Origin of the sequence: Microbulbifer sp. MI-G (assembly GCF_030440425.1) — a bacterium.
Taxonomy (GTDB): Bacteria; Pseudomonadota; Gammaproteobacteria; order Pseudomonadales; family Cellvibrionaceae; genus Microbulbifer; species Microbulbifer spongiae.
In genome coordinates, this window is record NZ_CP098023.1 from 3391444 (window position 1) to 3416261 (window position 24818).

Here is a 24818-nt window from a genome sequence, read left to right on the forward strand (position 1 = left end):
AAAGATCACCGACGGGAATTTTACCAGTCTTTACATCAGGCCGTGCTCTGGCGGTGCAAGCCAATCAGCCAGTGGAAGAACGTGGCCCCGGTGCTGAGGTCAGATACAGGCCCAAACCTGTTTTTTATCGACGAAACTCTCGACACAGGTAGACTTCGGAGGCGTCTGAACAGATTTAGGTGGCCGTGGCCAAGCGTCTAATCGCACGGCGGTGAAAAAGGTGGTATTAGAGCCCAAACCACAAACACACAACAGGGTATCTGACAGGCACCTCTCTTAAATTAATACAATAAAGCAATGACTATCTGGTTGATGCTGCGATGAACACAATCCTATTTTTCCATAACAGTTGCACCTAACTGTTCAAAGTTAACTTCCTGTCCAGAAAGGCGATCTGTTTACCAGTAGGCACTTTTAGAAGGCCCCTAAAGGAAACAGACAAGCTGAGTAACGGTGAGAGACCAGGCCCTGAACCAGTTATCAAATCAAGACAATTCGGAGATTTCTATGCCAAGTCAGATCATCCGGAGGCTACTTTCAAGTGTTGTGCTTGCCATTATCGCACTATCGGCAGCTGCACAAGAGAATCTCATCCTGGAAGAAGTGGTAGTAACCGCTCAGAAACGCAAACAGTCTGTACAGGAGGTGCCAATTGCCATATCCACATTCGACAAAACAGCAATTCAACACCGGCGCATTAGCAACATAACAGACATCAGCCTGAGTGCGCCCAACGTGGAGATTGTCGACTCTCCTGCAAACACCACCGCTGCTACTATCGCTATTCGCGGCGCCTCACAAATCAGCCCGGCAATTACCTGGGAAAACTCAGTAGGAATTTATCTCGATGGTGTTTTCATGGGTAAAAATCTGGGTGCCGTCTTTGACATCGTCGAACTGGAACGAGTTGAAGTACTACGCGGCCCCCAGGGCACCTTATACGGTAAAAATACAGTGGGGGGTGCAGTGAATCTTATTACCCGTAAACCGGGTGATGAATTTAGCGGCTCCCTCATCGCCGAATTGGGCAGCGCGGGCTATTGGTCTGGGCGCGCCACGATAAACACACCGGATTGGAAGGGCTTGAAAAGCAGCCTGACACTCTTTAAGGCGGAACGTGACGGCTTCTCTGGCAACCGGCCAGACGAATTTGACAACCCCCTGGCGGCACCACCATCAAGCCATGAATTTCAAAACCTGGACGAGCAGGCCGCACGGTTGGCGTTGCAGTGGGATACCAGCGAAAACCTGGGTGTCAGCTACACCTTTGACTACAGTGATCAGGACAATAAACCCCGCTTTGGTCAACTGACTCAGATCAGCAGCAACTCCTACCTTTACTCTGGCATACAGGAGCCTTACCTCACCAGGGACGATGAGCGTGCAGACAAAGGGAGTAATGACTGGGCAATAGAGGAAGCATCGGAATCAACAGGCCATGCCCTTGATATACAGTGGCAGGGGGATAACACCACTTTGCGTTCTATCACAGCCTACCGAGAACTGGACTGGAACGACACAATTGATATCGATGGCACTGCCATTGATATCTTTCACTCAAGCCGGTACGTCAACTACGATGCGTTCTCTCAGGAGCTGCAATTGTCAGGCAACCTGGATCAACTGGATTACGTGGTTGGCGCTTACTATTTTGAAGAAGATGCAGATGTTTTAAACCCTATCACCTTCTTCGGTGCGTTTGGTAACCCGACTTCTCACAACCGCTACGGACTGGACACAAACTCTGTTGCGCTCTATGGGCAACTGGACTGGCGCCCTGCGATCTACGACGATCGTCTGACAGTGACTGCCGGCCTGCGCTGGACAGAAGAGAAGAAGGATCAGTACATTATCCACCCCAGTATATTCACCGCACAGGCAAGTGACACCTTTGACAACACCTCCCCGTCGATCGCACTAAACTGGTCCTTCACTGATGACATCAACGTCTACCTGCGCCATGCCAAGGGCTGGAAGTCGGGTGGCTTCAACGGCGAAGCCGCATTACCAGCGGAATTCTACCAAGGCTACAAGGATGAACAAGTGACCTCCTACGAGACAGGCCTGAAATCGATGCTTCTGAACGGACGTTTGCGACTGAACGGCGCTGTGTTCTACAACGAGTTTGACAATTTTCAACTATCGGTTTTTGAAGGTGAATTCGCTGCGTCTGTCATATTCAACGTACCAAAGTACGAAACAAAGGGCGTGGAGATCGAAGCGATCGCACTGGTCAATGAAGGCCTACAACTGACTGCGTCTTACGGGTACCTCAATGCACAGTACAAGAAGTTTCCTAACAACTTTACTTACTTCAATAAAGAAGATGCGGGTACACCCTATTCCCCAAAAAATTCTCTGACGCTAGGTATGGACTGGCGCATTGACCAGAAGACCTTCGGCCTGTGGGATTTACACATAGAATACAGCTACCGCGATGACTATGTACCCTTCATTGACCCAGACCAGAACGCAGCGTCGGCAATAAATGATCGCACACTGCTCAATGCCCGTCTGGCATTTGACGAGATAAAGCTGGGGAACAGTGGCACTCTATTGATTGCGCTGTGGGGACAAAATCTAACCGACGAGGACTACCGAATTAATACCATCCCCTTTGGCGGTGTTGATCAGCGTATTGATCCTAATAGCGGCAGTGGTGTTGGCTGGACAACCAGTTACTTCGGGGATCCACGCACTTATGGTATAGAGACTCGCTACAGTTTCTAGGCAGTAGATGACAGGCTGAAGGCCCAGACCGCACTGAATTTTTTATTTTTTTAAGAGGAGGAAAGCAAAGTCAATTGGACAAATAGGTGTGGCCGGGGTGATGGAGCAACTTTTGGGAACATTGTGGGCACAGTGATGCCCGCTCGAAGGTTTTGTATTATGTACTAATCGAAAAGAGCGTCCAATCCAACATGTAAGGTTCACCCACGACCTGTTTTGCAAGTATCCAAGCTTATGTGGAATCCGGGCCAATATAGCGGGTTTAGCGTAATAGTGGCTTTAGGTCGCCATCCCATTTAATCCCTCTTACCTGAGGTTCATACTCATGTGTGAGAATCTTAATTGTCACTGCTGTATATCAAAGTTTTTTATACATAGACTTTGTCGGTTTTCGAATAATTGTTTGTTATTTTAGATTGTATTTCCGAAATACATTCGATATTATCAGAAGATGCAAACAGAAAAGAAGCAATCCTCCAATTCGGTGGGTCGGCCAAGAAGTATTAGCCGACAGAAAATCATTGATGCCGCCTTGTGCCTGGGTGGCGATAAAATCACTATGAAACAGGTGGCTGACGAGTTGGGTGTTGGTATCGCGACACTCTATAAGTACGTGGCCAATAAAGATGAACTGCAGCAGTTGGTAGTAGGCCAGCTATTGGCCAATCTCTCTTTACCCAAGCGCCGTGGGCGTCACCGTAGAGAGTACATACGGGATTTTTATCAGTCTTTATGTCAGGCAATGATCAGGCAGCCCAAGGTAATCAGCCAGTTAATGGAGGGCGGCTTTGGTGTTGAAACCAGTCAAAAGCTCAAATCTGATTTTACCCAGGAAATTCTCAACTCAGGCATGTCATCAGAGATGGCCGCACAGATTTATGTGGCCGTTTGCCAGGCATCCATTGGAGCAGCGGTTACAGAATTAGAATTAGAAGCTCAAAGACAAAGGCGTAGAAAAATTTCAAATAATGATTCTTCAAACCAGATCATAGCGAAAAATACTGGGAATTTTTTGATTGATGCATTACTCGAAAAAATTGACTCATCGATAGAGCTTTACGTGTAGTTTAGACAATAGCGTTTTTTATGGCGATCCAAATCCCTGATCGCACTTCACAACACTAAATCAACAATAGGTGAATACTATGAAAGACCAGATTGTACAAACCTCTACTGAACTCGAGCGTTGCCCATTTCCGATTCCATACGGGTGGTATGTTATAGAATTATCGGAAAACCTGGCAGTGGGTGACATTCAAAACGTCGAAGCATTTGATCAGCAGTGGGTTATGTTTCGTGGTGAAGATGGTTCGGTGGGCGTAACTGACCCCATTTGCCCACACCTTGGAGCGCATTTAGGACATGGTGGTAAAGTGGTCGGCAACAATATACGCTGCCCTTTTCATCATTGGGAATATGATCATCAGGGCTGGTGTAAAAAAATTCCCTATGGCAAGGTAATGCCAGGCATTGCAAAGAAAAAGCCAATATTGCGTTCCCTGCCTACTCAGGAACGCTATGATCTGATATTTGTATGGTATCACCCAAAGGGGGAGGAACCCACCTTTGAAGTTCCGACTATTCCAGAACTTGAATCTGAGGGCTATATTCCGGTAAGACACGGTCAATGGGATATAGGGACATGCTTGCAGGAAATCGGTGAGAACAGTGTTGATAATGCGCACCTAAAGTTTTTGCATGGATCGCCTGTCATTCCACCGGTAGAAGCATCGATAGATGGACACAATTTTAACTTTGATATCGGTGGTGGATACATTGTTGGAAAATGTCATGGCGCAGGCATTCAGGAGCTTCGTCATAATCAACAGGGTGTTTCCATGCTGATGTTTTCTACCGGTTTGCCGGTAAATCCTGAACTGACACGGACGCGAATGCACTTTACTTTTAAAGATTATCCTGAAGGTTCAAAAGAGCGTAACGTGGCCGAGACCTTATACCAACACTCTATTGGAGAAGCTGAAGGGAAAGATTCCGCGGGCTTTGAGTCAGTTGATATGCTTGTCTGGAATAATAAGAAATACCGGCCAGAACCATTGTTATGTGACGGTGATGGCCCCATTCAATTGTGGAGAAAATTTAGTCAACAATTTTATGTTGATGCCTAGAAGCTGCTGATAATTAATCCCAAGCGCAATAGTCTGCCGTGATTGTTACCGCCAACGAGGTACCCACCTGTGAGGATTGGCTGAGTCGGCAGACAGAGCCCGTTATCGCTGTTTCTGAGCGGGACCAAAACTGCACACAAATGCAATTGCGAAACACCGATGTTATCGTCACCGACTTTCCTTCTGCACAAAAAATAGCCGACAGAATCAACCAAGCCCCAATACCTGCACTGCAACTGGTACAGGTATTACGTGTAACGGAGAACATATCGGTTGAGCAAGGCTTACTGATTGAGTCCCTGGCCTATTCGACATTGCAATCCGGGCGCGATTACCAGAATTGGCTCGCTGGAAGACCTGATCCCCCTCAACACATTTCCGGTACTAATGGTGAACCCATTTTGCTGGAACGCAGGGAGGATATCGTTTACGCCCGATTCAACCGCCCCGAATTCCATAATGCGCTGACGATTGAAATGCGCAATGCCTTGTTAGAGGTGCTAACCTTGTTAGAAGTGGATACGTCGATTACTCAATTGAAAATTTCTGCACTCGGCAAATGTTTCAGTATCGGTGGTGAGTTAAAAGAATTTGGCTTGGCGCCCGATCCGGCAGCAGCCCATGGCATTCGTTGCAAAACCAACCCGGCGTATCTGTTTGCTCGGCATAGCCCTCGAATTCACTGCCACCTGCATGGAGCATGCATTGGTTCAGGGATTGAATTGCCCGCATTTTCGTTTTATTTAACGGCAAACCGAAAAACTTTTTTTCAACTGCCGGAATATTGCTTTGGCTTAATGCCAGGCGCTGGTGGTTGTATTAGCATTGCGCGCAGAATAGGTCGTCACCGTACGGCTTTATTGGTGCTTTCAGGTAAAAAGATAAATGCAAAAACAGCGCTTGAATGGGGCTTGATTGACGCGATTGTTGATTGAATACAGTCAGTGTAATGCAAGCTGAATCTGTTGTATTGATCTGCTGGAATTGACTTCGATATAGAGTTTGAGGCCTATGAATTAGTATCTGGGCGAAAGAGATTTTCAATACCTTGCCAGCATGGGTGAAATCTGAACAAACCAATATCTCTGCAAAACCATCCGGGGAAAATAATACACAAGCATTCTATAAGGTAGACGGTGAAACCCGACAAGAAACTTCGGCAGAATACCTGTAGGAATTGATGCTTTTCTGCTGCTGAGCTTGATGCACATGCTTATCTGTCTTTTTGATAAATGATCTGGCCGTTACTAACAGTCAGGCGACAGTGTCTACTATTTAGATCGTTACGTACAATCTGCCAGGGCGCATCGAGTAAACACAAATCAGCCTGCTCCCCTATCTCTATTTGCCGGTAACGTCGCCCGGGAAATTGCGCACAGCTGATAAACAGATCAAGCGCCTGTTCAGGTGTTAATCGATCTTGTGAGCCCATTACAAGCCCGCTACGGCTTTGCCGTCGCACTGCTGAATTCATTGAGACCCAGGGATCGGCACTGCCAAAAGGTGCATCGGAACCTGCTGCCAGCGGTACACCTGCCCTTAAAAAACTCTGTCCAAGATACAGCCAGGGTCGATCTTCACGCTCAACCTCTGCAAGATAGCGGTCTCCTTGCTCCCAGAGAAAGTGAGGTTGTGTGACGACAGCTAAGTTCAACGCAGTGATCCGATGCATAAGTTCAGGGGGAGCAACCCCCGCATGCTCCAAGCGGTCTCCTGTCAATACACCGCATTCGCCCAATATAGCAAGTGCAAACACCAACTCAGTTCGTGAAACACAGTGGATTGCAACCCTGCGGTTTTGCTGCCTGCAGATCCGGACCTGTTGGCAAATGTCATCGAAATCCGGCAGCCTGCTTTCCAGCAGATGTATCTTTAATTCGGCTGTTTGCAAACGTGGGTTATCGACGGCCTGATTTAAATTACTGCACCCCATCATGCGCACTGATTGACGCAACATACCAGTATCCTGCGCATGCTGAAAGTAGTCAAATTCTTTAGTTGAGTTTCTAGGACTGCAATCCGTAATTCCCGTTACACCGAAGCTGGCAAGGGTATCGCTGGCACGCCTAAGACCCGGCATTTTTTGACCAAGTTGTGTGCTCAGCCACGCATCTTCTTCATATAACCGGCCTGTATAACGGCCTTGAATGATCTCGGCACCCTTTGGTATGGTCGGCGGCAAAGCCGCTTTCGTTTGCTCTATCAGTCCGAGTTGGCGCAACGCCAAACTATTGAGTATCCACAAACGACCACTGCGGTGCTGTATTCTTACCGGGTTATCAGGAATATGTTGATCCAGCCAGTCGCGATCAATATCGCCGATAAGATAGGGGTGATAGGCATAGCCTCTCAGCCACTCGCCAGGATGTTGCTTTTCATAGTGAGCGAGATGGTCAATAAGTTGTCGCCTGGTTTCTAAGACTGGCGCACCGCAGTGCAGTGAGCCCAGGGAACTTGCGTAAGCGCTTAGGTGGATATGATGATCATGTAGACCAGGTATTAAAGTTGCTCCCCTGGCATCGATTGTTTTGATCCCCCAAACTTCAGGGAAGGGCGGGGTAATAGCCGAAATTTTGTTATCCACAATATGGACCGCACAGCGAGCCTGATTCACTATGTCATTTTTTGAGTAACAATTAACATTGTCGATAATCAGCGCAGAGGTCTTCATCTTGCGGCTAAATTAGAATCACAAAAATTCTTCACCAAGGTTGATTCAGGCTGCAGGTATAGGTGATTGTGCTGTCCCAGTTTAGCGGTACTACACTGTATTGTGAGCTTTTTTATTGCGGGGCGGGCCGGAATTTGCAGTAAATACTGCTCCCATTCCCGATAGCGACGGGAATAATCGTTATCTTGCGGTGCGGTGACTGCAATACAGTGTCGTACTACATCGTACAGGGACAGCTCAATGAGTTTTCCGCCCCCTGATCGCCAAGCTGTCCAGCCTGCCAGAGCCGCGTGTAGCCCTGTGAGTGGGTCGGCGATTGCATCCCCACAAAAACGCCACGTCCCGCAAACTTGGTAAAGAATACGACTGAGACCGGCAGCTACAGCCGTTTCGTCACCATAGCCTGGCCAGTTTTGTGCAGATTTCCCTCGACCATAGGCGCTGATGCTAAGCCAAGTTAAGCCCGGGTTGCTTGCCAATAATGCTTCGGCGTGGATGCCCATTTGTCGTAATGCTCTGGGTCTGGAGCCCTCTATGACAATATCCGCTTGCCGGATCAGGTTCTCCAGTTGTTTCTGTCCCTGCCGGGTATCAAGTGCCAGACTTACGGATTGCTTGCCCTGGTTAATCAGCTGATAAAATTCAAGATTTCCCTGTCTTGCGCCATCGGGACGTCCGGTGCTTTCCACCTTGATAATATGGGCACCAGCTTGCTGCCATAGGTATGAACACAGGGGCCCCGCCCATAAAGAGGACAAATCTATAATTACAGGTGATGGTTTCAAAGGGGTTTGGCGAAGTGCCTCTTGCGTATTGTGAACAGAAAAGGGTATGCGGAACCAGCTTGGTGTACTGGAATCTGATGCGAGTGCATCGGCAATCGCCAGGCCAAGTAAGCGGCCAGAATCTAGCAGTTGTTTTGTGGGCAGCTGCCTGGAGTGGTGGCGAACGGATTCCCAATCGCAAACAGGTGCTTCAGTGGCAAATAATGCCGGTAGCGATTCCCAGTCCTGTGGGCGAGCAAGGTTGAGCGCAATTTGACCATCCAGAGACGATATCAAATGGCAGCTTTTCCCGGCGGATTGTGTACCCATTGGGATGAATCCAGTGATTAATGAGCGACAGCCGAGCATTTTTGCTCCCTGTTCCACATCCGGGATCTGCAGATCTGACAAGGCACAAAAGCATTTCATGGCAGCGATGGCGCAACTGGCTAAAGGAACCGGACAAAGCTTGTCGGCTATAGCACCATTTCTGGAGTGAAGTAAGCCACTCGCTAACCAATCGTCTACGGGGTGACTTACCTGTAAGTTGGATACCGGGTGAACTTTGATGCCCAAATCGGCCATCAGTTTATTTGAGTAAGCTCCACACACGCCGGATAGAAACTGATCAATCGAAATATTAGCAGGAAAAAATTGCATTATTGGGGCAGAGTAGTCCTGGTGTTCTAAGCGAGCGTGCCATGGTCATGTCCGCTGACAAGTGGAACGTTCACATCTGATGCGTCGGGAGTTATCAGTCAGAGGCCGGCAGCGCTTCGGTCTGTTTTATTTGAAGTGCGCTCTCCCGTTTCGGCCCCAATGATAGGCTACCCAATCCCGGCTTGGTACAAAGAGCTTCTATACTGCCATCACCATTGACATATCTTTTACCCATCAGTGTTCCGGCGGCAAACCCGGAGTCAGAAACGAGTTGGGCAACATCAGGGCCCGTTGCATTAAACGCTTGCATGGCAACCCCTCCACAACGAAGATCATGTGCGCCCTTTCCTTTCACTACCATGATTTGTGTATCGCAAACAGCGCTTTTCAAACGGATACCCGGTTTTAATTCGATCATTTCCCAACGCTCCAAAATCAACAACCACCCGCAGAGCAGGTGGTATGGTGAAAACCCCTTCAGTAGGTACTGTGGCAGCCCTGTCAATCTCATCAGCTCCTGACCGAACTGATCACGTGTTTAATGCTCTTTAGAATACCGAACCACCTGCTTACGCAAGCCAAATGTACAAACATGGTGGCTTCCGGCCTAGAGACCCCCGCCAGTGAAGTTTGCTTGACTCACAATAGGCACAAGTACCCGAATCGCCAGTTCGCCTGTAGGGGACCCTACCCTACGGAACACACGTATCTTTGTACAGTGCATCAATATCACCTGGATAGGCGCCTGTAAGGCATATCCTTCGTCAGCACAACCCCTGATTGACCGCAAAGATTACAGAAGATGACTCTGATTGCTCTGCATGATGTCCCAAAATCCCCTTGTCCTGATATTTCAGCATTCATACTGTGTGATCCCGGCAATGATGCTTGAGGTGAACGCGGCTTTACCAGTCTCTCTTATGACTTCCCAATAAATTCTGCCCGTACATGGGAGGCCATATTTCTGTTCTGCACAACTGAATGGTAAAGCCGTGTCAAGTCTCACCGCCAGAAGCAGTGACTTATTGATGTCCTGATCATGGATTGGTATAAGAAGCCTGGGGGTTAGTGCTCACTTGACCAGACAATACACAGGATGCCCCAGAGGGAACACCTGGAAGTGCTGCGTTGTCGAAGGTCAGTATACCAGTGGATTGATCAAAAGTGCCGGTTAAATCGCCAGCGCAGTCACCGGTTGCACCATCAACATAGATATTTTGTATGGTCACCGTCCCATCTGCATTCCCTTCCATGTTGTAGGGCAGGTTCTCAAATTGTGCACTAACGCCACAAAGATTAAAGGGGCCTCCTGAAACCTCTAAAGCACCAACAGAGGCATTCTCACCATCTAAGTCAACTGCACCCATGAGATTGCAAGTCAAACCCAATGCCCCTTTGGATACCTCTAGGCCATCAATACTGGCCATGGCAACGGCGCCATTGGGAAACCAGGTCTCCGCATGTACCTGGCCGGCAAAACCACTGACAATAACAAAGAGACATACTGCGGTGCATATTTTTTTTAAAATCATAGTTTTTTTCCTTATTAGTTAAGTAAAATACTACGGCACAGCATCACACTCCCTGTTTAATAATGCACGAACAAAAGAGCGTAAATTCAGAATCCAAGCCCAAACTCGTGGGGTAACTCAAGCCAACCCTCCACGATTACAAAATAAGCCCATTGGTAATTAGACCGGACCATTATAAGATACAGGTGCCGGCATAATGTACAAGCATTAAAACTGATTACCAAAGGCCTTATATACACTTAAGCCTACAATCCTGGGATCCAAAGTAAACACATTGGTACTGAGCCCTGTATCATCGGCGTTGGTGAAGGCATCGATAATGGGTGCATCGTCAAAAACATTTTTGACATATAGTTCTACCTGAAAGTCCCAGTTAGGCTGGGTGAGCGTTGCCGAGATATTCAGATTATCCCAGGCTTTCAAACGGTCGTATTCTGTGTTATAGACACGCGCATAACTCTCTCCCTGATAGTAGTAATCGGCGCGCAGCCTTAAGTCCCAGTCCTGTATCCCAATAATATGCTCTACACCAAAATTGAAGGTATAGTTGGGTGAATTGGGCAGTTCGTTGCCCCCCAGATTCACATCAAATCCCCGACCGCCATTGGGGGCGTCGGTAAGCGGTCTGTATACGTAGTCAATCAAAGCATCAAAAGGAATACCCACGTCTGTTTCAGGGTCAAAATCACCCCAACGCAATGTGCCAGGGCAAGCAGACCACAGCATAAAGTGACCAAAACTGGGGAAAAAAGCAGAATCGAGAATTGTATTTACCAATTCAGTTGGTGCAATACAACTTGTACCGACTTGAAAATTGGGGCGTAGTAAGGTCCAATCCTCATTACCCTGGGTACGATTCAGAACGTCGACAGATTTTTCGTTATCACCGATACGAGTTTTAAGGTAACCTAGGTTTGCATTAAAGCGGGTATTTGAGGTCGCCAGCCAAACAGCTTCTAATTCTAAACCAAAGGTCCGGGTATCGAAGTTTTCATTCAGGGTACTGCGTTCCACGATCTTAGAAACCTGATAGTCTTTATAATCGTAAAAAAACGCAGTAGTATTGAATGTCATATTGCCACCTAGCAAGGTATTCTTGCTACCGAATTCCATAGCATTTACAAATTCCGGTTCAAAAGTATCCGCCAAATCAGGAACTTGCACCACGGAGGGATCAACACCCAATTCCGGGGGATTTGTGCCCCCTGCTTTATAACCACGTGCATAGGAAACATAAAACATCGTCTCATCGGTAAAAGCGTTCCGCGCTTGCCAGTCCAGAACTATGCGGCCAGTAAACTCATTCCATTTCTGTACGACATCCGGTAGGGGATCGAAGCCACGACGAATACTGCCACCTGTCGCCTCTCCAGTTTCCAGTTCACCTTCCGAATTTATACTCGCTCCTAACAATATCTGAGGAGGTATAGGCGTGGTTATCTTGTGATCCCTTGTATAACGCAGTCCCGTGGTGAGCTTTACATCGTCGGAAAGGTCCCAATAGAGTTCCCCAAAGGCAGCAGAGGAACGAGTCTCAACCGGGTTCGGGCCGTAGAAATAATTGTGCCCTTCCCCATCTACATTTTCAATACTGTTTAAATCAGAATAGAAACACTCATTCTTATTTTCGTCATTACACGGTGTATACAGGGATTCAAAGATAACTTCAGCCAGTAGACTATAGGTATTATTAAATAGAAAGTAGCCCTCCAAAGATTCAAAATCCAGGTAGTTAATACCTGCGGAAAAATTGATAGGACCATCGAAAGCAGACTGCAGGCGCAGCTCGTGAGCCCACTGGGTACTATCCGATTCGTACACTTCAACTGCCGTCAACCCGGTGGTGGCACCGAGCTGGGGGTCCATAAAGACACCACCCGGTGTTAATCCTTGCGTGTCTTTTAGAGGTTCGCCCCTCTCATCAAACAACCCAGAGGTATCGTTAAAAATGGCATTGGACTGAAATCGGCTATAATCTTGAAAACTATAATAATCGTCTTTAATATAAGTAGACTGCGCAAAGAAAGTCAAACTGTCTGTCAGAGCCACTTCAAAATTCAGTTGTACCACATCGTTTTCAGCGTTAAACATCGGGTCATAATTGGTGGCAATTTTACGCAGATCCCGTGACTGGTTAATATCCTTATAGGGATTATCTGGTTTAAAAACAAGAACTGGATTACCGTCCGCATCGTATCCTGCGGGATAAGCTTGAAACCATGCCTGAAGGTAAGCAAAATTGGCAAGGGTGAATCCATTGGGCGCACCATAGGATTTCTCATCATATAAAGAAATCGGCTTACAGCCTTGGGTAAAATGTAACGCATAATCCTCAGAGATCTCTCTATCATCGATCTGGCCAGGCCCTGGGTCCGGTGTACAAAGCTGTTTACCGGTACGGGAACGCTGGTCATCCTCTTCAAAGTGTTGCCAAATCAAGTTTGCATTGAATTTTGCACTGGGTGACCAGTCAAGCATCAGGCGTGTGGAATAGAGGTCACGGTTGTTGACATCGTTATTGGTAGCGGTGTTGTAGTCATAGCCATCCCGTTTAGTCATGGCCCCAGATACCCGCGCCGCCAAGGTATCACTCAAAGGTAAATTCAACATGCCGCTCATTCGTCTGGTATTGTAGCTTCCAACCTCTGACTTAATATCAGCTTCGAATTCCTGTGTGGGCAAACGTGGCAACATATTCACCACACCGCCTGTGGCGTTTCTACCATATAACGTGCCCTGTGGGCCACGCAATACCTCCACCCGCTCCACATCGAAATACTCTTGCTCGTGCAGGCGATCACGCAGCAGAGGTGTATTGTTAAAGCTCACCGCAACCCCCGGATCAGAGCTGGCGGACAGGGCTTTAGAGCCTATACCACGGATGGAAAGGTTGTACCTGTTAAAGTTGCCTTTGGAGAAGGTGACATTAGGTGCCGCTCGTAATAATTCGTCACCACGTTCAATTTTCAAGTCTCTTAGCGCTTCCTCGGAAATAGCGGTAACTGCAATAGGAACATTTTGAATGTTTTCTTCTATTCTCTGCGAAGTGACGATTACCTCTTCCATGTGCAGTTGTTCACTGCTTACTTTTTCATTACTCTGCGCATTGACCGCGGTAGTGCTCAATACAAGGTAACAACCGGTTAGGCCATACCAGATAAGTGTAATAGGCTTACTTATCCCCATCTCACAAATTGCTTGAATAATCAGTTTTTTTGGATTGTGTAAGTTTCGCATCGTGACTTATCCTTATCATTATATATGTTGTCATTAGTTTTTATTCCCAGTCAGGATCCAGAGAGGTCCTCCCTCTGATAAGACACCATATCTGGGAACAAAAATTCACTCAATTACCGTTCCATGGCAATTCCGTACTGAGATTGTTATTCTTTTTCTTTGAAATATTGGCATTTTCCTCATTCTTTTATCGCAATCCTCCCCAAATAGGAGGCATTCAGAATTTACTGCCATGCATTGATATAGTATTGAATTCAAGACAAACTATTGAAACTGTAAAAAATACTTGGTGTTGTAATAATCTGATTTTTCTAAAGAAAACTCCAATCATGGGGAACAACGACGGATAGAGTACTCCTTTTAGTGGATACACCATTAAGAACATACCGATGGAAATCGGTGTGCCCATAATATTTATCCATAGCTGCCCCCACCACTCTCTTTATTGAGTAAAGTTACTAATCTTTCAAGTGGATAAAATTGTGAATTTGAAGATAGGTATACTGTTTGAGAAAACACCTATTCTCATGAGTATTATCTGCGCTACCAATATCATCAGCGCCTGGACACGATACTTTGAGCTTTTCAATATCCAGTTCAAACTGATCAAAAAAACTGGCTTTGCCACATCCAGGGGTTGACGCCATGTAACTGGTATGCAATCAATATCTGGGGACATGGACCAAGCCGAATGTGCTGTATATTGCCTTTCACCATCCACCAATGCAGGGTGGCATGCAGGTTTTACTGGAACTGACAGAGATTGACGATACAGACACATCCAGTCTGGGAAACTTATACTCAGTATCCCATAGGATTTGACAGGGGAATCATTAACTGGCAAGCCCTTTCTGTATGAGCAGGCCAGCTTTCGGTTATGATTGAGTTCCATGCCTTGCTCAATAATTGGTGCGACCAGGTTGCTATATTTCCCAGCCAGCATTCTTGTCTTTTTTGGCATTGCCGAACGCATATTTATGCCATCAGCATCAAACGGTATGCATGTAGAGCCTGGACCCTCATAAGGGTCTCTATGCAAAACTCTCGTAAAACCGTCCGTACTGGCAATCAGTTTGCCTTTCAGGGCAGGCTCCTCAATCTGGTTGGCTATGGAGTGCCTGGTACAAGGAATTTGGGCTGTGGTCATTGCAGTATCAGACAGTTGTTGACTGTTTTATTGTATTAATCTGAGAGAACGCCCTAAAACCTGAAGGGATCTAAGTTTTTATCTGTGGGTCTGGCCTTTCTTTTGTGACTGTCCGCCGTTTTATTTTGTATTAATTTAGAGGTATTGATACGATCATATAACATTTTAGCAAAAAAAGTGATATCAATCGTAAAATAGTTGCAAAAAATATACGAAAAGTGATATGGTTGTCAAAAGACGTATAAAACAACAAATAGGGATATCAGGAACAGAGTATGGCTGGAGTACTCGATAAAATTAAAATTCTTGACTTATCGCGGGGCATTGCTGGCCCGATGGCCACAATGGTTTTATCGGAAAGTGGCGCGGAGGTGATCAAAATCGAAGGGCCTGCGGGCGATCCCAATCGAGATACACAGCTCGGATACCATGTTTGGCAAAGAGGTAAGCGCTGCGCCTGTTATGACTTGAAAGATTCTGCTGAACTTGATCTGTTTTACCAATTGGTTAGGAGTGCAGATATCCTGGTCGAAAGTTATTCACCCGGTGTCGCCAAAAAATTGGGGGTTGATTTTGAAAGCCTGCAACGGATCAACCCAGCATTGATTGTCTGTTCTATCACTGGCTACGGACGAGATACCCCTTATTCGGATCGCCCAGCCGTGGATGCGCTGGTTTCCGCCAAGCTTGGTCTGCACTATGAACAACGTGGCCGCGTTGGTGCACAGTACCATGTGAAAGGGGGTGAAGTACCCTTCGCCGATATTCATTTCACACCAGATAGCGTAGTTGGCCCTCGTCATGAGGACCGCGATGGTCCCCTTTTTACAGGTACCTATTGGCCTAGTCTGGGCGCTGCTTACGCTGCTATGACCAGCATTAATGCAGCCCTGCTGGTGCGCCAGAAAACGGGCCTTGGCCAGTGGGTTGAAACCAGTTTGATGCAGGGGGCACTGACCGCTGGAACACTTGCCTACAGCTATGGAGAATTCCCTCATGCACCGCATTTTTCAACCTGGATCAATGACAGCCGCTCACCACGGGGCAATTTTGAATGTGCCGATGGTCGCTGGATAATCAACTGGGTGCCAAACCCAAGGTTTGTGCTTGGTGCTTCCCGTGGTAACACATTGAACCCAGCACCGGATATGTCATCGCGCGACGATCCGGATCGTATCATGCCGGCAATGGACGATATGCTGGTACTTGACCACTACTATCCGCAGTTGACTGAGGCGTTTAAGAAATTTACAGCCGACGAGTGGGTGGCGGCCGGTGAGGTAGCGGGACAATGTATCCAGAAAATTCGCACTCCTGAAGAAGCTTTAAGTGATGAGTTGTTTTTACAGGATGGCTGTGTCGCCAAAGTTGACGATCCTAAATATGGTACTACACATCAGGTTGGCAGCCTTTATTCCCTGGAAAATCATAAAGCGCATGTAAAGCAGGGCTATGCAGTTTCTGGTGAGCATACTGATGAAGTAAGGCAAGAGTCTGCAGGACATATACGCACAAGTGACCAGTTTGGTAGTGCATTATTAAAGCAGCCACTTGAAGGTGTTACCGTGATTGATTTGGGACTTGCGATTGCAGGTCCATTCGGAGCGCAGTTATTATCTGATCTAGGCGCGCGCGTTATCAAAGTGAATGCAACATACGATTGGTATTGGCATTCCAATGCAATCGCAATGTCAGCTAACCGTGGCAAAGACAGTATCGCCATCAATATGCGAGATCCACAGGGTGTGGAGATCATCAAACAGTTAATTTCCAAAGCCGATGTTGTTATTCACAATATGCGCTATAAAGCGGTTGAAAGCAAAGGTTTGGATTACGCCTCCTTGCGAGAAAGTCATCCCGAGTTAATCTATTGCCACACCAGAGGGTTTGAAAAAAGCCGCAGAGAAAAACTGCCGGGTAACGATCAAACTGGTTCAGCATTAGCTGGAGTGCAATGGGAAGATGGTGCCTGTGGTGACGGTGGGCGTCCCTATTGGAGCCTAACGACACTAGGCGATACGGGCAACGGTTATCTGGCGGCCAATGCAATTATTCAAGCCTTGCTGGAGAGGGAGAAAACCGGTAGAGGGCAATTTGTGGATACATCCATTGTTAATGCCCACCTCTTTAATACTTCTCATATCCTGGCCAAAGAAGATGGCGGTGCTGTGCAGCGGCCCCATATGTCACGAGATGCGTTGGGTTTCAGTGCGGGATACCGTTTATACAAAACTCTGGATGATTACATTTGCATAGCACTCAGTGAAAATCAACATTGGGATAAATTATTCGAGCTGCTTAGAACGCCTGAGTTGAGATACGATGAGCGTTTCAATAGTGCCTCAGCGCGCAGTGACAATGATCACGCACTGACAGAATTGCTAATGGAGCATTTTCAGGCCCACAGTGCTGCTGAGTGGTTTAATCGGCTTGACGGTGTAGGGATTCCCTGCGAGGTGGCCAATAGCAAATTTAGCCGTGATATGTGGCAAAGTGATTCCTTTTTACTGGATCGCAACTGGCTGTCCTCTTTTCCACACCCGGTAGTTGGTACAATCGGCCAAGTCGGTGTACCCTATGATTTTTCTGCAACACCTGCATTGGCGAAAAGCGGACCGTTGATCGTCGGCAAACAAACCCGAGCAATCCTCAGTGAATTAGGTTATGACGAAGCCAGGCAGGCAAAGCTGTTTGAGCAACAAATAGTCGCAGATGAGTCCTCTTATAGGTATCCATTGGAAACCCCAACGAGCTGATTTTTTTTATATCAAAGTATAATAAAGTAGGTGCCTTCTAAGAAAAAAACAGCCACCAATTATGAATACAGCCCAACTTTCTTGTAAAGGCCATACCATAACCATTCAGATAGAAGTATCTATCCAGAAAGGCAATCTGCTTGCCAGTGAAGACAGTCTTCAAAAAGCACTTAATGAGGCGGGCAGACTGGGCACAGCGGAGATTCTGGCACATTATGAGAAACCAGGCCATGAGCCAATCATTGTCAATGGGCGTAAGCTTACCTACAAGCACCAGGTAACTAAACGCTATGAAACGCCCTATGGGCCTGTCTCATTAGACAGAAAAGTTTATCAAGGGAGTGGCGGCGGCCCTACCTTCTCACCGCTTGATTTTAACGGCGGAATAATAGGTGCAGCAACACCGAAGCTGGCCAAAATGGTTGCCTGGAAATATAGCAAAATGGCTGCCCCAGTTGTTGAAGAAGACCTTGAACTCAACCATAACCGCAAGCTGGCACGCTCTTACATCAAACGATTGTCCGATGAGGTTGGTTCACTCGCCAAAACCTATAGGGACGCTGAGTATGAACTACCAAAATTGAATGCACCTGTATCGTCAATCTCAATCAGCTTAGATGGTACTTGCTTGTTACCATGCGATGATGGATGGCGTGAAGCAACTTGCGGCACAATCAGTCTGTATGATAAACCCGGAAATCGCCTACATATTATATACACGGCGTCAAGCCCTGACAATGACAAAGCCACCTTTCTAAAACAGCTTAAAAAAGAAATTGAAAACGTCAAGGTACAATATCCTGGAGTTAATTATATTGGTGTTACAGATAGTGCCCACGATAATCTGGTGTTTCTAAAAAGACATACTCCTTTTCAGATTCTCGATTTCTGCCATTTAACCGAACATGTATCAAATGCTTCCCAAGTCTTGTTTCCCAAGAATGAAACACAGCGGAGGATATGGATGGAAGACTGGCTGCACCGATTGAAACATAAGAAAGGCGCAGCCCGTAGACTGTTAAGTTATTTAGTATCAGCTGATCTACCGAGTAAAACAGCATCGCTTACTGAAAAGCATTCTCAGACAATCAATTTTCTGAAAAGCAACCATATGCTTATGCGATACCCTCAGGCTGTTAAAAACGGCTGGCCAATAGCTTCAGGAGTGACAGAAGCTGCCTGTAACACTTTGATAAAACGGCGATTATGTAATTCCGGTATGCGATGGAAGTACGACAGCGCCTGTGCTGTACTAAGAGTAAGGACACTTACCCAAACAAAAGGACGATGGGAGCAGCTATGGAGAAATATTATGGGTTCAGTGATTCCCATTGGAATACCTTGAAATCAATGTTCAGCAAAATGGACGCCCATTAAAATGATGCGACCAGATCCGGTGTCGAGCCCTGAAAACCAATTCTTTTGGGATGCACTGAACCGCAATGAGTTACAGATTCAGCAATGTGCTCAATGTCAAATTTTTTTGCATCCACCACGTCCGATGTGTCCACAATGCTATAGTCTCAAGCACAAGCATGTCTCGGTAGACGGTAAGGCGGTATTATATTGTTGGTGTTTACCTCGTCACCCGAAAATCCCGATGTTTGAATATCCATTGATCACTGCTCTGGTGGATTTAGCCTGCGGGGTGCGTCTATTAAGCAACCTGGTTGAGTGCGATACCAGAAATTTAAGGCCTGGAATGGATCTTGAAATCTGTTTTGTACAAACAGTTGGCGGCAAGACTATTCACCAATTTCGCCCGATCCAAGCGAACCCTGAGAATACCCATGTCTAAACTGAATGCTGCAATTGTGGGTATCGGGCAAACAGAGTTTTCAAAAAACTCTGGGAGAAGCGAACTGCAACTCGCCTGTGAATGTATCAAACAGGCGCTTGACGATGCCGGTGTTTCGCCATCGGATGTCGATGGTATGAGTACGTTTACGCTGGACAATAGTGAAGACATTGATCTTGTGCGGTCTCTTGGTATTGAAAACTTGCGTTTTTCCTCCAGAGTGCCGCACGGTGGGGGTGGAGCCTGTGGTGTCGTGTCTCATGCAGCGGCGGTCGTGACTGCAGGATTGGCTGATATGGTGGTTGTTTGGCGTGCCATGAATGAACGCTCTGGACAACGCTTTGGTCAAGCACAATTGGTACCAGGCAGACAGGGTTCAGGTTCTGACTTCATCACCTGGAGTATGCCATTTGGAGCGCTGTCTCCGGCCAATTGGATGGCAATGAATTTACAGCGTTACATGGATGTATATGAGGTCAGTAATGCTGACCTTGGACATGTTTCCGTTGCTATGAGAAAGCATGCAGCAACGAATCCCGCAGCCTGGTTTTATCAAAAACCCATTACCCTGGATGAACACCAAGCCTCAAGGTGGATTATAGAGCCAACTCTGCGTCTACTCGACTGCTGCCAAGAGAGTGATGGCGGAGTTGCAATGGTCATAACCAATAGTGATATTGCTCGTGATCTTAAGCAAGCACCGGTGCAAATAAAGGCCGCTACTCAAGTGGTACCATTTGGTGTTGAAGTTGTCACTAATTATTATCATGGTGAGTTATCGATATTTAAAGAAGCTCGATTTTTGGGAAAAGAACTCTATCGGCAATCGGGGCTGACTCCAGAGGATTTCCAGGTGGCGATGCTCTATGACCATTTTACACCGATAGTGCTAATGCAACTTGAAGCTCTTGGTTTTTGTGATTATGGACAAGGTAAATATTTTGTCAAAGAGGGAAATATCGCCTTGGACGGACGGATTCCGGTGAATCCAAATGGCGGCCTTATTGGAGAAGCATACATACACGGCGTTAATAATATTATTGAGGGGGTGAGACAGTTGCGTGGGAGCGCAGTTAATCAAGTGAAAAATGTGGAGCATGTACTGGTATCATCAGGTATGAGTGGGCTGGTTCTAAACCTATCATGAAATGTGTAACACTGTCATCATTAATATTCTCAAACAGCGGTATAGGATGTACACTCTGCTTGATAGTTTAGATAAACTGTATTGTCAATTCGGTTATTGGTTTCTCTAATTTTATTAGATAATGAACTATTGTCTGATACTCCAATGACCACATTTCAAATTATTATATCAGCCATGTTATGGCTATTCATATTTCAGATCCAGTCCAGAAAAACAGACAGATTTTAAAATGTCCTTCATCAATCCAATAAATGGGTAACAGCTCGAATCCTTCATATTGCATAATAACAATCCGTGAGTCAGTCATCGCCAATACTCATAAGCGTTTCTAGAAATATCAGTTAACTAAACATGATAAAACATAAATAGGCCTGCCTATCAAGAAAGAAATGAATAACAGAACAGCAACGGCAATCCTTTTATTTATCAGGAAGAGAGCAATCCATCGTCGATGGTTTCTATTTCGAACAATCGAGAACATCATAAATAGCGACATCATTCGTTGAAAAGCAATATCACATGATTTATTACCTGAAAATAGTTAAATCCTGTGTACTATAAAGCAGCCAAATAAACTGACCAGATAACAGGGATAATAGTAACTGCGTACAAATCATCGATAAGGCAATATCCCTTAAATTTTGCAGAAGAAACAGGGGTGAGAACGGCTCTTCTTTATAAAGAAAAACTCACTTGTAATAACAGAATACAGGCGGGAATAACGATGATAAATTTATATTATATTTATTATTTCCGCTGTAGGAGCTTGCACCGTGCTTTATCAGAAAACACTTATACCTGAAAATATTAATTTTATTATTTACGGAAATTTTGACACCTCCTATTTAGAAAAAATGACAGACTTACAAATGCTCTGATGTTGAAAGAAAATTCACGCATACATTAAACTTTTAACAATAATAGACAGGGATAACAAGTATGAAAATTAAACCAAGACAGTTATATTATCTATTACTGAAAAGTTTGACACCAGTAGTATTTCTTGTAGTTGATCCTGTTTATGGCGAAGGACTTGTTCTTGAAGAAATAACAGTTACCTCTGAGCGAAGGTCAGAATCCTTACAAAAGGTTCCTATTTCTATTACTGCGTTTGAACAAGTATCGCTCGAGAAACGTGGAATTGATGAGCTTGATGATCTTGGCGCCAGTATCCCGAACTTATCGGTATCTCCTTTCCCATCTGATAACAATACTGCTAGATTAATAATCCGTGGACTCGGCCAATTAGATGCACAGATAACTCAGGACCCTGCGGTGGCACTGTATATCGACGGTGTTTACGTTGGCTCTTCAATTGGTTCTGGCTTAGAAGTCGTTGATCTTCAGAGAGTCGAGATCCTGCGAGGACCACAGGGAAGCTTGTATGGGCGTAACTCAACGGGCGGGGCAGTGAACTTAATTGTTGCCAAACCTGTGTTAGGAGAATTTGGCTTTAAGCAGGCCTTGACAGGCGGTAATCTGGGCCATTTCAAGTCAAGAACAAATATTAATTTTCCACTTGGTGAAACTGCAGCCCTTAAACTTTCAGCATTAATATCAAAACGGGATGGAACTGTTGAAGCCATAGGGGATCCTCTTGATTATGGTGCTGAAGATCGTGAAGCCTATAGGGTTGACATCAGTGGTGATCTCATCGAGAACTTAAGGCTCGATTACGCTTACGATACGTCTGACGTAAAAGATACCAGCCGATATGAACAAGTGATTGCAGGTGGTGACCTCAGCACCGTGCTGGTTGGACCGATTCTTTCTCAGTTTTTAAGCAGTTCCCTACCACCGAATATTCTAGTCAATGTTGTCGGCATAGCAGAACATGATATACCGGCGCAAGCTGATCGCTTGGACAGGGTCACAGCAGTAAGGCCGCTACAGGATAATCTGTTAGAAATAAATGGCCATAATCTTACCTTAACTTGGAATATCTCTGAGTATTTAATTATTAAATCGATCACAGGTTATCGAGAGGTAAATAACAGCTTCTTTCATGATAGTGCTCCATCTGTAAGAAGCGGGATCGGGATTGCCCTGGCCGAGCCGGCATTTGGGCTACCAGCAGGTACATTTCTTGTTGCTGCAGGACCCCTTGGCGCAACCTCACAAGGGAGGCGTACGCTGAATTTTCAACAAAAGACACAAGAATTCCAATTTATTGGTTCTACAAACTTTATCGAATATGTTGCCGGAGCTTACTTTTACTCGGATAGGGCATACTCGGATTTAGTTGGTATCTCTTTTAATACAGCCAGGGCATATGAATTCACCGATTCTAAAAATGAATCTCTTGCTGTTTTTGGCCAGTTAACCTTTGTACCAAATGACAGCTATTGGTCCTACACTTTAGGTGCACGCTACGCCAAAGATAGTCGCCAGGCATTTCGATTCAACCCGAATTCTCCTAGTTTTGCAGCAAGTGCACCCTTTGGCGCGCTCTATGATCGCGACTTTAGTAATTTTGATCCTTCTTTAACAATTACCTACGATATCGATAAGGATAGCAGCATTTATGGGAAAGTGGTCTCCGGATATAAATCGGGTGGAACGTCTACTCGCTCATCGAATTTGGCTTTATATACTTCAGGTTTCGTTCCGGAAGAAACTCTCGCTTATGAATTAGGTTTTAAAGGCGAATTTTTGGATAATCGAGTGAGACTCAACGTTGCTGTATTTAAAATGGATGTTGATAATTATCAGACCAGCGTTCAAACAGGCACATCAAGTGCTGAAAGAGATTTTATTGGCATCAATGGCGTTGAAATTAATGGCATTGAATTGGATTTACAGATAGCGTTAGTTGAAAATCTCAGGGCATCCCTGAGCCTGGGTTTACTGCATAGTGATTTGGGAGGTGATATCTTGCGATTATCTGGGCTTCCCGACACTACTTTAATTGATGGATTACCTTATGCACCTGAAAAATCAGGTACTTTTTCCTTCGATTACGCTTTAGGATTTGGCCGGTGGAAACTTGATGCATTTCTAGGTTATAACTATCAGGGAGGAGAGAGACACAGTTCAGTCAATAGTGCCGATAGTGTGGCAATGGATTCTTACGGAGTTATTGATGCCGCCATATCCTTAAGCATGAACCACTTGGACAAACACGAGAGCAAGCTCACCTTTTGGGGTAAAAATCTAGCCGATAAAGAATATCTAATAACCAACTTTAGTGGTACTGCAGTGCCTTTCGGTCAGAATGAACTGGTCATTTTTGGTGATCCAAAAACTTTTGGTATGACAGTTTCTTACGCTTATTAAAATTGAGTGCTGCAAACTCCTAAAGTTTGTATAACAATGAGTTGATTGAATGATGAGATTACTGATTTCCTTATGCTCGGGTAAATCTGACATTAGAAATACTTCATTTGAAAATTGATACAGTAAAAGACATAAAGTAATTCTTCATCAAATTTTCATAAATTGGATAGGACAGAGATATGAAAAGGCTCACTGGGAAAACAGCCATCGTTACAGGTGGTGCAAGTGGTATCGGGGAAGCGACTGTGCGCCTGTTTGTTGAGCATGGTGCCAAGGTGGTTATTGCCGATATAGACGAACAGCTTGGACAGGCCCTTGCTGAGGAGCTGGGTGAGATGACTGTTTTCCAATATATGGATGTCAGTATAGAGGAAGATTGGACGGCTGCTGTTACTAAGGCCCAGACACTGGGAACCTATAATGTTCTTGTTAATAATGCCGCAATTTTACACATGTCTTCTATTATTGATACCTCGCCTGAGGAGTACATGCGGATTATAGAAGTCAACCAATTGGGAACCTTCATGGGTATTCGTAGTGCAATTGAACCGATGAAAGCGGCAGGCATAGGTTCGATTATCAATGTTTCTTCAGTCGATGGATTGCATTCTTCAGCAGGTCTTGGAGCTTACTCATCATCTAAATGGGCGGTACGTGGATTAACGAAAAGTGCAGCTATAGAACTGGGGCAGTACGGTATACGTGTTAACAGCGTACATCCCGGTGGTATCTATACCAAAATGGGTGGTGCTGACAGAACCAGTGAAAAGGATATGAACAGGACCTATTACGCAAAACACCCAATACCACGAGTCGGGCAACCTCTGGAAATTGCTTATGTTAGTTTATTTCTCGCTACAGATGAAGCCAGCTATTCAACCGGATCGGAGTTTATTGCTGATGGCGGCTGGCTTGCCGGTTTACGTGATCCAGACATGCCATGTTCTTAAATTGATTGCCATAACCTGAAAGAG

Annotated in this window: 16 protein-coding genes; 10 read left to right on the forward strand and 6 right to left on the reverse strand. The window is 45.7% G+C overall.

Annotation, left to right across the window (positions count from 1 at the left end; all coding sequences use genetic code 11):
* The first annotated feature begins 507 nt into the window (after positions 1 to 507).
* The 4 genes from M8T91_RS14160 to M8T91_RS14175 all read left to right on the forward strand — a co-directional run bounded on the left by M8T91_RS14160 (position 508) and on the right by M8T91_RS14175 (position 5791).
* The gene (locus tag M8T91_RS14160) at positions 508 to 2730 is read left to right on the forward strand and encodes a TonB-dependent receptor (protein ID WP_301414812.1); all 2223 of its coding nucleotides are present in this window, start codon (positions 508 to 510) and stop codon (positions 2728 to 2730) included.
* Positions 2731 to 3181: 451 nt separating this feature from the next.
* Positions 3182 to 3796, forward strand: coding sequence for a TetR/AcrR family transcriptional regulator (locus M8T91_RS14165; protein ID WP_301414813.1), 615 nt, complete (start codon positions 3182 to 3184; stop codon positions 3794 to 3796).
* Between the two features lie 79 nt (positions 3797 to 3875).
* Entirely contained in the window at positions 3876 to 4856 is a 981-nt protein-coding gene (locus M8T91_RS14170) for a Rieske 2Fe-2S domain-containing protein (RefSeq protein ID WP_301414814.1), read from the forward strand.
* Positions 4857 to 4894: 38 nt separating this feature from the next.
* Positions 4895 to 5791, forward strand: coding sequence for an enoyl-CoA hydratase/isomerase family protein (locus M8T91_RS14175; RefSeq protein WP_301414815.1), 897 nt, complete (start codon positions 4895 to 4897; stop codon positions 5789 to 5791).
* 278 nt (positions 5792 to 6069) lie between these two features.
* Here M8T91_RS14175 and M8T91_RS14180 read toward each other — a convergent pair whose 3' ends face one another.
* From M8T91_RS14180 to M8T91_RS14205, 6 genes are all read right to left on the reverse strand, one after another.
* Complete coding sequence (locus M8T91_RS14180; protein ID WP_301414816.1) at positions 6070 to 7440, reverse strand: amidohydrolase family protein; 1371 nt, start codon at positions 7438 to 7440, stop codon at positions 6070 to 6072.
* Positions 7441 to 7523: 83 nt separating this feature from the next.
* Positions 7524 to 8951, reverse strand: a complete 1428-nt coding sequence (locus M8T91_RS14185; protein ID WP_301414817.1) for a CoA transferase — start codon at positions 8949 to 8951, stop codon at positions 7524 to 7526.
* A 94-nt stretch (positions 8952 to 9045) separates the two neighbouring features.
* Positions 9046 to 9369: a hypothetical protein gene (locus tag M8T91_RS14190; RefSeq protein WP_301414818.1), complete on the reverse strand. Its 324-nt coding sequence runs from the start codon at positions 9367 to 9369 to the stop codon at positions 9046 to 9048.
* 619 nt (positions 9370 to 9988) lie between these two features.
* Positions 9989 to 10483: a PraA/PraB family alkane oxidation protein activator gene (locus M8T91_RS14195; RefSeq protein ID WP_301414819.1), complete on the reverse strand. Its 495-nt coding sequence runs from the start codon at positions 10481 to 10483 to the stop codon at positions 9989 to 9991.
* Positions 10484 to 10690: 207 nt separating this feature from the next.
* Entirely contained in the window at positions 10691 to 13720 is a 3030-nt protein-coding gene (locus tag M8T91_RS14200) for a TonB-dependent receptor (RefSeq protein ID WP_301414820.1), read from the reverse strand.
* A 466-nt stretch (positions 13721 to 14186) separates the two neighbouring features.
* Positions 14187 to 14867, reverse strand: a complete 681-nt coding sequence (locus M8T91_RS14205; protein ID WP_301414821.1) for a hypothetical protein — start codon at positions 14865 to 14867, stop codon at positions 14187 to 14189.
* 275 nt (positions 14868 to 15142) lie between these two features.
* Between M8T91_RS14205 and M8T91_RS14210 the strand changes: the two genes are divergently transcribed.
* The 6 genes from M8T91_RS14210 to M8T91_RS14230 all read left to right on the forward strand — a co-directional run bounded on the left by M8T91_RS14210 (position 15143) and on the right by M8T91_RS14230 (position 24794).
* Entirely contained in the window at positions 15143 to 17623 is a 2481-nt protein-coding gene (locus tag M8T91_RS14210) for a CaiB/BaiF CoA transferase family protein (protein ID WP_301414822.1), read from the forward strand.
* Positions 17624 to 17684: 61 nt separating this feature from the next.
* Complete coding sequence (locus tag M8T91_RS14215) at positions 17685 to 18968, forward strand: ISKra4 family transposase (RefSeq protein ID WP_301414823.1); 1284 nt, start codon at positions 17685 to 17687, stop codon at positions 18966 to 18968.
* Between the two features lie 36 nt (positions 18969 to 19004).
* Complete coding sequence (locus tag M8T91_RS18975) at positions 19005 to 19421, forward strand: Zn-ribbon domain-containing OB-fold protein (RefSeq protein WP_367317777.1); 417 nt, start codon at positions 19005 to 19007, stop codon at positions 19419 to 19421.
* Positions 19414 to 20568, forward strand: coding sequence for a lipid-transfer protein (locus tag M8T91_RS14220; RefSeq protein ID WP_301414824.1), 1155 nt, complete (start codon positions 19414 to 19416; stop codon positions 20566 to 20568). Before M8T91_RS18975 ends, M8T91_RS14220 begins: the two co-directional genes overlap by 8 nt.
* A 939-nt stretch (positions 20569 to 21507) precedes the next feature.
* The gene (locus tag M8T91_RS14225) at positions 21508 to 23844 is read left to right on the forward strand and encodes a TonB-dependent receptor (RefSeq protein WP_301414825.1); all 2337 of its coding nucleotides are present in this window, start codon (positions 21508 to 21510) and stop codon (positions 23842 to 23844) included.
* 179 nt (positions 23845 to 24023) lie between these two features.
* Positions 24024 to 24794 (forward strand): glucose 1-dehydrogenase, encoded by a 771-nt coding sequence (locus tag M8T91_RS14230; protein WP_301414826.1) that lies wholly within the window; start codon positions 24024 to 24026, stop codon positions 24792 to 24794.
* The last annotated feature ends 24 nt before the right edge of the window (positions 24795 to 24818 follow it).